Annotated in this window: 13 protein-coding genes; 7 read left to right on the forward strand and 6 right to left on the reverse strand. The window is 69.6% G+C overall.

What is annotated here, in order from left to right; genetic code table 11:
• Positions 1 to 83 precede the first annotated feature (83 nt).
• The 3 genes from NN2_RS11455 to NN2_RS11465 form a co-directional block, all read right to left on the reverse strand.
• Positions 84 to 947, reverse strand: coding sequence for an ABC transporter ATP-binding protein (locus NN2_RS11455; protein WP_082856915.1), 864 nt, complete (start codon positions 945 to 947; stop codon positions 84 to 86).
• Positions 944 to 1,975, reverse strand: a complete 1,032-nt coding sequence (locus NN2_RS11460) for a FecCD family ABC transporter permease (RefSeq protein ID WP_063012948.1) — start codon at positions 1,973 to 1,975, stop codon at positions 944 to 946. Before NN2_RS11460 ends, NN2_RS11455 begins: the two co-directional genes overlap by 4 nt.
• Before the next feature lie 184 nt (positions 1,976 to 2,159).
• A complete protein-coding gene (locus tag NN2_RS11465) occupies positions 2,160 to 2,744 on the reverse strand; it encodes a TetR family transcriptional regulator (protein ID WP_030514662.1) in 585 nt (194 codons plus the stop codon).
• Between the two features lie 172 nt (positions 2,745 to 2,916).
• On the opposite strand from NN2_RS11465, the gene bioB reads away from it, so the two are divergent.
• The 4 genes from bioB to NN2_RS37720 all read left to right on the forward strand — a co-directional run bounded on the left by bioB (position 2,917) and on the right by NN2_RS37720 (position 5,195).
• Complete coding sequence (bioB, locus tag NN2_RS11470) at positions 2,917 to 3,930, forward strand: biotin synthase BioB (protein ID WP_063012964.1); 1,014 nt, start codon at positions 2,917 to 2,919, stop codon at positions 3,928 to 3,930.
• Between the two features lie 83 nt (positions 3,931 to 4,013).
• The gene (bsaP, locus tag NN2_RS11475; protein WP_030514660.1) at positions 4,014 to 4,238 is read left to right on the forward strand and encodes a biotin synthase auxiliary protein BsaP; all 225 of its coding nucleotides are present in this window, start codon (positions 4,014 to 4,016) and stop codon (positions 4,236 to 4,238) included.
• Positions 4,238 to 4,864, forward strand: coding sequence for a DUF2567 domain-containing protein (locus tag NN2_RS11480; RefSeq protein WP_063012966.1), 627 nt, complete (start codon positions 4,238 to 4,240; stop codon positions 4,862 to 4,864). Before bsaP ends, NN2_RS11480 begins: the two co-directional genes overlap by 1 nt.
• Before the next feature lie 154 nt (positions 4,865 to 5,018).
• Positions 5,019 to 5,195, forward strand: coding sequence for a hypothetical protein (locus tag NN2_RS37720; protein WP_169812397.1), 177 nt, complete (start codon positions 5,019 to 5,021; stop codon positions 5,193 to 5,195).
• Between the two features lie 16 nt (positions 5,196 to 5,211).
• Here NN2_RS37720 and NN2_RS11485 read toward each other — a convergent pair whose 3' ends face one another.
• Both NN2_RS11485 and NN2_RS11490 read right to left on the reverse strand, forming a co-directional pair.
• Positions 5,212 to 5,856 (reverse strand): DedA family protein, encoded by a 645-nt coding sequence (locus NN2_RS11485; RefSeq protein WP_030514658.1) that lies wholly within the window; start codon positions 5,854 to 5,856, stop codon positions 5,212 to 5,214.
• 110 nt (positions 5,857 to 5,966) lie between these two features.
• On the reverse strand, positions 5,967 to 6,743 hold the full coding sequence (locus NN2_RS11490; RefSeq protein WP_030514657.1) for an NUDIX hydrolase: 777 nt from the start codon (positions 6,741 to 6,743) through the stop codon (positions 5,967 to 5,969).
• A gap of 94 nt (positions 6,744 to 6,837) precedes the next feature.
• Here NN2_RS11490 and nadA point away from each other — a divergent pair, with 94 nt between their 5' ends.
• Genes nadA through nadC form a run of 3 tightly spaced genes read left to right on the forward strand, consistent with a single transcriptional unit; the run spans position 6,838 to position 10,545 of the window.
• Complete coding sequence (nadA, locus tag NN2_RS11495) at positions 6,838 to 7,869, forward strand: quinolinate synthase NadA (RefSeq protein ID WP_030514656.1); 1,032 nt, start codon at positions 6,838 to 6,840, stop codon at positions 7,867 to 7,869.
• Between the two features lie 44 nt (positions 7,870 to 7,913).
• The gene (locus tag NN2_RS11500) at positions 7,914 to 9,650 is read left to right on the forward strand and encodes an L-aspartate oxidase (RefSeq protein ID WP_063012981.1); all 1,737 of its coding nucleotides are present in this window, start codon (positions 7,914 to 7,916) and stop codon (positions 9,648 to 9,650) included.
• A gap of 34 nt (positions 9,651 to 9,684) precedes the next feature.
• Positions 9,685 to 10,545 (forward strand): carboxylating nicotinate-nucleotide diphosphorylase, encoded by an 861-nt coding sequence (gene nadC / locus NN2_RS11505; RefSeq protein WP_030514654.1) that lies wholly within the window; start codon positions 9,685 to 9,687, stop codon positions 10,543 to 10,545.
• A gap of 7 nt (positions 10,546 to 10,552) precedes the next feature.
• On the opposite strand, the gene NN2_RS11510 is transcribed toward nadC, so the two are convergent.
• Positions 10,553 to 11,110 (reverse strand): winged helix DNA-binding domain-containing protein (locus NN2_RS11510; RefSeq protein ID WP_169812398.1); only part of this gene is annotated, 558 nt, incomplete at its 5' end.

The raw sequence follows: 11,110 nt of genomic DNA on the forward strand, positions 1-11,110 counted from the left end.
ACCGACGTCCGCGAGCGGCGGGTGGGCCCCGGGCGGCGTCGCGCGGTGCGGTCGGCTCGGGTCACCGCAGCGGTGCCGGTACCTCATCCCGCAGCCTCGGAATTCGGTTCCAGCAGTAGATGTGTCGCACCCGTCTCCGGATGTCGCACGCGCGCCGCCCGCACACCGAAGACGGCGGCGAGGACCTCGGAACTCAACGCCTCCCGGGGCGGACGCGGATCCGATGCGGATCCGTCGTGCACGACCAGAACCCGATCGCAGTAACGGTCGGCCAAGGTCAGATCGTGCAGGGCGACCACGACCGTGCGGCCCAGTCCCCGAACCAGATTCAGCAGCGCGAGCCGGTGGGTGATGTCCAGGTGATTGGTCGGCTCGTCGAGCAACAGCAGCGGACTCGCCTGCGCCAGCGCCCGGGCCACCAGCACCCGCTGCCGCTCACCGCCGGACATCCGCCGCACCGGGCGCTCTGCGAAGCCGTCGAGATCGACCGCCGCCAAGGCCTCGCCGACCGCGCGGCGTTCGGCCGGACTACCGGCGCCCCACGACGGCAGATACGGCGTGCGCCCCAAGGCGACCACCTCGCCGGCGCACAGATCCGCCGGCGGCTGGTCGTCCTGTCCGACCATGGCGACCAGGCGAGCGCGCCGTCGCGGTGACATCGCGTGCAGCGCTTCGCCGTTCACCAGGACCCGGCCCTGCCGTGGGCGCAGCAGTCCGCCCAGCGTGCGCAGCAGCGTGGATTTCCCGGCGCCGTTCGGCCCGACGATGCCGACCACTTCACCGGGCTCGACGCCGAAATCGACGCCTGTCAGCACGTCCCGGTGGCGGGGCCCGCATGCCAACTGCCGGATCCGGAGAACAGCGGGCGCGGCCTCCGCCGCCTTCGCAGCGGGCAGCCGCACACCGGCCACAGGGTCGGGCTCGCGGGACCGGAGACGGCGGATCATGCCGCACCGAACCGGTAGTGCCGCCGACCCATCAGCAGCAGGAACACCGGTGCGCCGATCAGCCCGGTGAGCACACCGACCGGAATTTCGGTGGGCCGCACCAGGATCCGGGCCGCCGCGTCGGCCACGACCAGGAACAGCGCACCGCACAGCGCGGCGACCGGCAGTAATCGCCGATGGGTGGAGCCCACCAGCATCCGCGCCACATGCGGTACCACCAAACCCACGAAACCGATCCCGCCGGACACCGCCACCAGGACGCCGACCAGAATCGCCAGCCCGGTGAACAGCCCGTAGCGCACGGCCCGCACCGGCACTCCCACCGATGCGGCGGTATCGGCGCCCACGCTCAGCGCGTCGAGCCAGCCGTGTACGGCGAACAGCGCCGCGCCCGCGCCCGCGACCACGGTGGCGGGCATCGCGATTCGGGTCCAATCCGCCCCAGCCAGGCTGCCGAGCAGCCAGAACAGCACCGACTGCGCGGCCTTCGGATCGGCGCTGCGGAAGATGAGATAGCTGCTCAGTGCCGAAAACGCCGATCCCAGCACCGTTCCGGTCAAGACGAGACGCAGCGGCGTCAATCCGCCCTGCGCCATCGCGATCGCGAAAACCGTTGCCGCCGCGACCAAGGCGCCGACGAGCGCGCCGCCCGACAGCGCCCAGATGCCCGCACCCGCGAACAGGCCCGACGTGATCACGGCCGCGGCGCCCACCCCCGCGCCCGAGGACACACCCAGCAGATAGGGATCGGCCAGCGGATTGCGCACCAAGGTCTGCATGGCGGCACCGGCGAGCGCCAGTCCCGCGCCGACCACGGCGGCCAGTATCGTGCGCGGCACCCGCAACTGCCACACGATGGTGTCGAAGGCGGGATCGACCGCACCGCCGCCGTTCAGATGTCCGCCCAGCACTTCGATCACTGCTCGAATCGGCAGCGGTTCGGCGCCGCACGCGGTCGCCACGACCATCGCGACGAGCAGCGACGCCACCGTCAGGGGAACGACGATCGTTGTCCGGACGCGGTTCATCGCCGGAACTCCACAGGCATCACGCGACCTTTTCAGAGCAGTGCCCGGCGACCGAGGTCTGACTCCCGCACCGGTCCGCATCAGCGGCCGCCGCGGTCACAGTGGCGCGACCGTCCCGGATTCCCACCGGATTCCCGCGCCGCCGGGGATGACGGTCCCGAATACTACCGTCCGAAATGTCCGGCTAGCGCACCCGGCTCCCGAGCAGATGCAGTACCCCGCCCACGAACAACTGCAGTCCGAAGTCGAACCGCTCGGTGGCCGAGGTGTTCTCGTAGAGCGGGGAATCCTCCTCCGCCAGTGCGCCCGCGGAGTCCATCTGCATCCGCGACTGCTCGTCCACCGTCTCGCCGAGTACGTAGTAGAGCAACGTGTAGGCGGCCAGATCGGCCTCCTCGCGCGTCATGCCGCCGCGAATCATCGCACTGGCCAAGCGTTCCCGGCCCTTGCTGGTGGTCAGCCGGGAAGCGTAGGTGGCCGAGACCACCTCCGCGCCGTCGCGATACGCCAGCAGGCACGAACGCAGCCGATGCGCCAGTTCGCTGATCTGGCCCGGCCAGTCCTCGGCGGCGACGGGCTCGTCCATCGGGGTGAGGATGCGGTCGGCGACCGCGCCGAGCAGCGCCTGCTTGTTCGGGAAATGCCAGTACAGCGCGCCCGGCTGCACGTGCAGAGCGGTAGCGAGGCGGCGCATGGTCAGATCGGCGAGCCCGTACTGATCGAGGATGGCGATGGCGCCGTCGATCACATCCGCCCGATGTAGCTGCACTTCTACCCCTCGTATGTTTTGACTCACTGACCCCGCTACCCTAGCCTGAACACCGTTCAAGTTGCACGGCATGGACGCGCAGGCCCGGAGGCGGCAGCCTGCGTAACCACGGAGGGCCCAGTCCATGCCACTACGGGCACGGCCGCACCGGCCGAAAGAAGGGATTCGTGCTGTGACGCAGGCACCCGTGAAGACCGACATTCTGGCCACCGCGCGTGAGCAGGTTCTCGAACGTGGCGTCGGGCTGACTCAGGAGCAGACCCTCGAGGTGCTGCGTCTGGGCGACGACCAGCTCGAGCCGCTGCTGGAGCTCGCGCACGAGGTGCGGATGAAGTGGTGCGGCCCCGAGGTCGAGGTCGAGGGCATCATCTCGCTCAAGACCGGCGGCTGCCCGGAGGACTGCCACTTCTGCTCGCAGTCGGGTCTGTTCCAGTCGCCGGTGCGCGCCGCCTGGCTCGACATCCCGAGCCTGGTCGAGGCCGCGAAGCAGACCGCCAAGACCGGCGCGACCGAATTCTGCATCGTCGCCGCCGTGCGCGGTCCGGACGAGCGCCTGATGGCGCAGGTCGCCGCCGGCGTCGAGGCCATTCGCAACGAGGTCGACATCCAGGTCGCCTGCTCGCTGGGCATGCTCAACCAGGAACAGGTCGATCAGCTCGCCGCCATGGGCGTGCACCGCTACAACCACAACCTCGAGACCTCCCGCTCGCACTTCCCGAACGTGGTCACCACCCACACCTGGGAGGAGCGCTGGGACACCCTGCGCATGGTGCGTGAGGCCGGTATGGAGGTGTGCTGCGGCGGCATCCTCGGTATGGGCGAAACCCTGGAGCAGCGGGCCGAATTCGCCGCCGATCTGGCCGAATTGGAGCCCGACGAGGTTCCGTTGAACTTCCTCAACCCGCGCCCGGGCACCCCCTTCGGTGACCTCGAGGTGCTGCCCGCGGCCGACGCGCTGCGCGCCGTCGCCGCGTTCCGGCTCGCGCTGCCGCGCACCATCCTGCGCTTCGCCGGCGGCCGCGAGATCACCCTGGGCGACCTCGGCGCCAAGCAGGGCATCCTGGGCGGGATCAACGCCGTCATCGTCGGCAACTACCTGACCACCCTCGGTCGTCCCGCCGAGGCGGATCTGGACCTGCTCACCGATCTGAAGATGCCGATCAAGGCGCTCAACGAGACCCTCTGAGCGCCCGCGGCCGCGGCGGTTCGGGTATTGTCGAGCAGCTGGAGAGCTGCACTTCATAAGGGGTTTCGCGAATGGTGGTCCAGATGCCACAGCCTGATATGCAAGAGCGCTACAACCCGTACACGGGGAAGCGGATCGTCGTGGGTCTCGACGATCCGGTGCCGGCGGCCGCGGCCCTGGGCCTGGAACCGCCGCGTTACTGCGAGCACTGCGGCCGCCGGATGATCGTGCAGGTGAGTCCGGACGGCTGGTGGGCTAAATGCTCCCGGCACGGGGTGATCGATTCCCACAGCCTGGACCATCGCTGATGACCTCCCGCGGCGCCGCCGCAGCCTCTCCCGCACCGCGCGAGCTGCGGGCGGCGCTGGGAATCGTCGCGGCGGTGCTGGTGGTCAGCATCATCGGCGGCGGAGTGTGGGCCATGCTCGCCCCGACCGAGAAGGTCTTCGTCGTCGAACCCGGTAGCGGTATGGCGCTCACCGGCGAAAGCGCGCACCGCTTCGACGCGGTCGCGATCTTCGGCTGCGTCGGTTTCGTGGCCGGCTTGCTCACCGCCGCCGCGGTGTGGCGCTGGCGCGTGATGCGCGGGCCGATCATGCTGGCGAGTCTGCTGATCGGCTCGCTGGCCGGGGCCTGGGTGATGTCGTGGTTCGGCGAACAGGTCGCGCGCTGGATCCACCCCCGCTCACACAACCCGCCCGTGCACACCGTCGTGGAGCTCGCGCCCACCGTCGAAGGCTGGACCGCTCTCCTGCTGCAACCGCTGATCGCCGGACTGGTCATCCTCCTGCTGTCGGCGCTGAGCACCTCCGAGGACCTCGGGAGCGGCCGCGGTGACACGGCGGAACCCGCACCCCGCACGCCACTTTCCGAGGTGACCTACGGCCCCTACCATCGGCCCGGGTCCTATCAGAACGCCGATTCGCAGCGCTGAATCGCGCCGACCACGTTGCGCCACTGGGTGAATGCTGTCGTGCGCGGCATGGCTGACCGCTGCCGGCAGCCCGGATCGCCGCTTATTCGATGGCGATCCGGGCTCGCGGTGGTTACCGTTGCGGCGGATCAGCCAGGAGGGGAGGTGTATACGAATGGCAGGAACGAACGCGCGAATCGGAAGTGATTGCGCGGCAACCGCACAGCTCGAACGGCCCGATCTCACCGCGTGGCGGCGTCGGCACGAACTTCGCCGGTCCGCTGCGGCGCAGCCGGTGGCGAACAAGCGCACCTATCGGCGCACGGTCAAGCATCGGGATCGGCAGTGGTGAGCCGGCGGTAGGGGATTCACCGACCGTCGTGGGTGGCGTGGTATTCGGATTCGATCTTCTTCTCCTGGCGTCGTTCCCGCAGCTTCCACACGATCAGCGCCACGACGACGATCACCACGACCGCGATCGCCATATCGCGGCCGACGGTCTTCGCCACCTTCTCGTAGGAATTGCCGGCGATGTAGCCGAGGACCACGAAGGTCGTTCCCCAGACGATGCCGCCGAAGGCGTTGAACGAGAGGAACCTCGGGTACGGCATACGGGAGGCGCCCACCAGGGCCGGCATCACCGCGCGGAAGAAGGCGGTGAAGCGGCCGAGGAAGACCGCCCAGCCGCCGCGGCGGGCGAGGAATTCCTGAGCGTTGTCCAGACGACCGCGGTGCTTGTCCAGGTAGGAGGCGGCGAGCAGGCGGCTGCCGAAATGTTTGCCCACCTCGTAGCCCACCGAGTCGCCGATGATCGCTGCGGCCACCACCAGCAGGATCATCACCCACAGCAGGACATGCCCCTGGCTGGCCGCGACACCGCCGAGGACGGCCGCCGTCTCGCCCGGAATCACGAAGCCGACGAAGATCGCGTCCTCGGCGAAGACGAGCAGGCCCACCGTCAGGTAGATCCACACCGGCGCGATATCGAGAATCCGGTGCATCAGCGATTCCATTCCGCCGACGCTACCGTGCGCGGACCACAGGCGTCGGCGGCGGTCGGCGCACATCGTTCGCAGTGACCCCGCTGCCGCGGGCGGTCCGCTCACACAGCGGCGGAGACCGCTCACCCCGGGGGGCGCAACGCCGCGAATTCGTCGGTGACCCGAATCTCGTCGTCGGTGAACCGATAGACCGCCGCCGGCCGCCCGCCCGATTTACCGGGCGCGGCGGTCTCCCCGGTCGGCGTGATCACTTTGCGGCGACTCAGCACGCGCTGCAGATTAGTGGTGTCGACCTCGTAACCCAGAGCGGTGCAATAGATTTCGCGCAAGGTCGACATGGTGAACGTCGAAGGCGCCAGGGCGAAGGCGATATTGGTGTACGACAGCTTCGCCGCCAGCCGGGTGCGGGCGTGATGGACGACGGTGCCGTGGTCGAACGACATGTTCGGCAGCGCGGAAACCGGATGCCAGCGGGTGTCGGCGGGCAGTTGCGGGTCCGCGGTCAGCGGCACCAGACCCAGATAGGCCGAGGCGATGCGGCGCACCCCGGGCACGCGATGCGGATCACTGAAGACCGACAGCTGCTCGATATGCCACAGCTCCCGCACGTCGACCTTCTCGGCCAGCTGACGGCGGGCGGAGGTGTCGAGATCCTCGTCGTCGCGCAGCCGGCCGCCGGGCAGCGACCAGGTGCCGGTCTGCGGTTCCATCGCCCGCTGCCACAGCAGCACCCCGAGTTCGGTGCGTCGCCCGTGATTGCCGCGCGGACTCTGTGGATCCACCGGTTCGCTCGCAATCACCGAGCGATCACCCTCCGGACCTGCGGTGACGGTGTCCATGAAGCGACGAACCTGGAACACCGCGGTGAGCGATTCGTGAATGGTGCTACTATGGGCCACGTTTTCGATTGTAAGTCGAAAACCGGGTTGAAGCTAATCGGCCCGGGGTGATGCGACCGGTGAGGGTGCCGGGCGCATGAGGAAGGAGCATGCCATGGCGTCACCGACGCAGGCATTCGCAGCGCAGGTCGTCGACGGTCCGGCCGGTTACGGCGGAGTCGAGGCCACACCGGAGTGGGCGGCCGAGATCAAGCGACTCGCGCGCGAGCGCAACGCCACCATCCTGGCGCACAACTACGAACTACCCGAGATCCAGGACATCGCCGATCACGTAGGCGATTCCCTCGCACTGTCGCGGATCGCCGCCGATGTCCCCGAGGACACCATCGTGTTCTGCGGTGTGCACTTCATGGCCGAGACCGCGAAGATCCTGAGCCCGGACAAGACCGTGCTGATTCCGGATCAGCGCGCCGGATGTTCGCTGGCCGACTCCATCACCGCCGACGAGCTGCGCGCGTGGAAGGCCGAGCATCCCGGCGCCGTGGTGGTGTCGTATGTGAACACCACCGCCGCGGTGAAGGCCCTGACCGACATCTGCTGCACCTCGTCCAACGCCGTCGACGTGGTCGCGTCGATCGATCCCGGCCGCGAGGTGCTGTTCCTGCCCGACCAGTTCCTCGGCGCGCACGTCAAGCGCGTCACCGGTCGCGAGAACATGCACATCTGGGCCGGTGAATGCCACGTGCACGCGGGGATCAACGGTGACGAGCTCACCGAACAGGCCCGCACCCATCCCGATGCGGAACTGTTCGTGCACCCCGAGTGCGGGTGTGCCACGTCGGCTCTCTACCTCGCCGGCGAGGGTGCCTTCCCGGCCGACCGGGTGCACATCCTGTCCACCGGCGGCATGATCGACGCCGCCAAGAACGCGCAATCGAAGCAGGTGCTGGTCGCGACCGAGGTCGGCATGCTGCATCAGCTGCGCAAGGCCGCGCCGGACATCGACTTCCAGGCGGTCAACGATCGCGCCGCCTGCAAGTACATGAAGATGATCACCCCGGCGGCGCTGTTGCGATGCCTGACCGACAACGTCGACGAGGTGCACGTCGATCCGGAAACCGCAGCGCTGGCACGCAATTCGGTGCAACGCATGATCGCCATCGGCAATCCCGGCGGCGGCGAATAGCACCGGCACCCGCCTCCGGGCGGGCCGGAAAGGTTCGATCGATGATGATGACGCCTTCGATCGGCTGGGAAGCCGAAGCTGATCTGGTGGTGATCGGTGGCGGTGTCGCGGGTTTGACCGCGGCCCGCACCGCCTCGCTGCGGGGGTTGCGGGTCCTGACCCTGAGCAAGGGCGGCCCGACGGATACGTCCACGCAATACGCACAGGGTGGGATCGCGGTCGTCGCGCCCGACGGCGACACCGTCGACTCCCATGTCGCCGACACCGTCGACGCCGGGGCGGGACTGTGCGACGCGCAGGCGGTGCGCTCCATCGTGGCGGGCGGCCGGGATGCCGTCGCGGCGCTGACCGACCTGGGCGCGGTCTTCGATCTCGGCCGCGACGGCCAGGTGTCGCGCACCCGCGAGGGTGGACACAGCACTCGCCGCATCATCCACGCCGGTGGTGACGCCACCGGCGCCGAGGTGCAGCGCGCGCTCAACGCCGCCGGCCTGCCCGTGCTGTTCGGCACCGCGGCCCTCGACATCGTCACCGGGCCCGACGGTGTGCGCGGTGTGATCGTGGTGTCGGACCAGGGGTTCGGCATCGTGCACACGCCGGCTGTCCTGCTGGCCACCGGCGGTCTCGGCCAGCTCTACGCCTGCAGTACCAATCCGCCCGGGGCCACGGCCGACGGCATCGCGCTGGCGCTGCGGGCCGGTGCGCTGGTCGCCGATCTGGAATTCGTGCAGTTCCACCCCACCGTGCTGTTCAGTCCCGGCGGGCTGGGCCGGCGACCGCTGATCAGCGAGGCGGTGCGCGGCGAGGGCGCGGTGCTGGTCGATTCGAACGGTGATTCGGTGACCGCCGGTGTCGATCCGCGGGGGGATCTGGCGCCGCGCGATATCGTCTCCAAGGCCATCGCCGCCCGGATGCGACAGCTCGGCACCGATCATGTGTATCTCGACGCTCGCGCGATCGACGGTTTCGCACAACGATTTCCGACGATCACCACCTCGTGCCGCGCCGCGGGCCTGGATCCGCGTGCCGACCTGATCCCGGTCGCGCCGGCCGCGCATTTCCAGTGCGGCGGGGTCGTCACCGATACCCACGGGCGTACCGCCGTCCCCGGCCTGTACGCGGCCGGCGAAGTGGCGCGCACCGGTCTGCACGGCGCGAACCGGCTGGCATCGAACAGCCTGCTCGAGGGCCTGGTCGTCGGCGAGCGAGTGGGTGCCGCCGCGGCCGAGCGGAGCGCTTCCGCATCGGAGGTGACCTCGGTGCCGGAGATGTCGTTGCCGCGCATCGACCGCACCGCCCTGCAACAGTTGATGTCGGCACACGCCGGCGTGGTGCGCGACGGTGACGGGCTGCGCGGGGCGATGCTGCGCGTCCTGCATCTGCGCGGTGGCGGATCCGGGAAATCCGAGGCCGCGGATGCTACGGAAGGCGCTGTGACACAAGGGGTTACCGGCGCGGAGCCGTCCGATCCCGCGGACGACGGAGGCGGCCGCGCGCCGGAAACAGCCGCAGTGCAGGCGATTTCGCGGCTCCACGGCGAGCATGCCGGCGTGCTGGCCGCGGTGGAGGACGCCGCCCTGACCCTGACCGCGCGGACCCTGCTCCTCGCGGCCACCGCCCGCGCGGAAAGCCGCGGCTGCCATACCCGATCCGATTACCCCGATCCGCGCGATGAGTTGCGGCGCAGCGTCGCGATCCGGCTCGGTGACGACGGCCGTCCGCAGGTCGTCGCCGATCCGCTCCCCGCCGCGGACCCGCTGCCGGCGGTGAGCACCCGATGACCGCCGCCACGCACCACCTGCTGAGGAGTAGATGATGGCACTGGACCCGCAACTCGACCCCGGGGAACTGCGCACCCTGATCCGCACCGCCCTCGACGAGGATCTGCGCTACGGGCCCGACATCACCTCGGCCGCAACGGTTCCCGCCGAGGCGACCGTCAAGGCCGCGATGGTCTCACGCCAGCCGGGCACGGTGGCCGGCATCGACGTCGGGCTGCTGGTGCTCGACGAGGTGATCGGCGCCGGGAACTACGAGGTGACCGATCGCGTCGCCGACGGCACTCGCGTCGGCCCGGGCGACGCGGTGCTGACGGTCGTCGCGCCGACCCGGCAGTTGCTGACCGCCGAGCGCACCATGCTCAACCTGGTCACCCACATGTCGGGAATCGCCACCGCCACCGCCGCCTGGGTGGACGCCGTCGAGGGCACCGAGTGCCGCATACGCGACAGCCGCAAAACCCTGCCGGGGCTGCGTGCGCTGCAGAAGTATGCGGTGCGCGTCGGCGGTGGCGTCAACCATCGGATGGGCCTCGGCGACGCCGCCCTGATCAAGGACAACCACGTCGTGGCCGCCGGATCGGTGGTCGCCGCGCTGCGTGCGGTGCGCGAACTGGATCCCGATATCGAATGTGAGGTCGAGGTCGACAGCCTCGATCAGCTCGACGCCGTCCTCGCCGAGGATGTGGAACTGGTGCTGCTGGACAACTTCCCGTTGTGGGCCACCCAGGCAGCCGTCCAGCGCCGCAACAGCCGCTCGCCGCGCACGAAACTCGAATCCTCCGGCGGGCTCTCCCTCGAGTCCGCCGCCGACTACGCGCGCACCGGCGTCGACTATCTGGCGGTCGGCGCTCTCACTCATTCGGTGCGGGTGCTGGATCTCGGCCTGGACATGTGAGGGCGGATCAGCTGGTGAGTTCGCGCTCCAACGGGGTGCGGAAGCGGGGGATGGCGCGCACGTCGCCGTACCAGGCGGCGGTGCGCTCGACCTCGGCGTCGATCAGCGCTTTCGCATCGGCGCCGACGTCCTCCAGCAGCCGCCAGGCGATCTCGCCGTCGGCGCGCTGAGCCCAGCCGCCGACGATGCGGCCGTCCACCCAGATGCTCGGGCCGATGTTGCCGTTGGTGTCGAACAGGGCCGGGGCGTGCGGGCCGAGGAACCAGTCGCGCGACTGCCAGCCCATCGGAGTCGGATCCAGGGCCGGCAGGAGCGCCGCCCACGGTTCGGTCTCGGGTTCGGGATCCGTATCGTCGGACAGCATCACTCCGGGCCTGCCGTCGAGGTCGACTTCGGTGAGGTCGAGACTCGAAAGCGTCTTGCGCACATCCGTTTTCGTCCACCCCGTCCACCAGGTCAGATCCTCGACGGGAGCCGGTCCGAAGCTGCGCAGCCAGCGGCGGGCCAGTTCGGCGCGCGCCGCGTCGAGTGCGATCGGCTCGGCGTCGGCGGGTAGCCACGCCTC

The sequence above is a fragment of the Nocardia nova NBRC 15556 genome, assembly GCF_001613005.1.
GTDB classification, from domain to species: Bacteria; Actinomycetota; Actinomycetes; order Mycobacteriales; family Mycobacteriaceae; genus Nocardia; species Nocardia nova.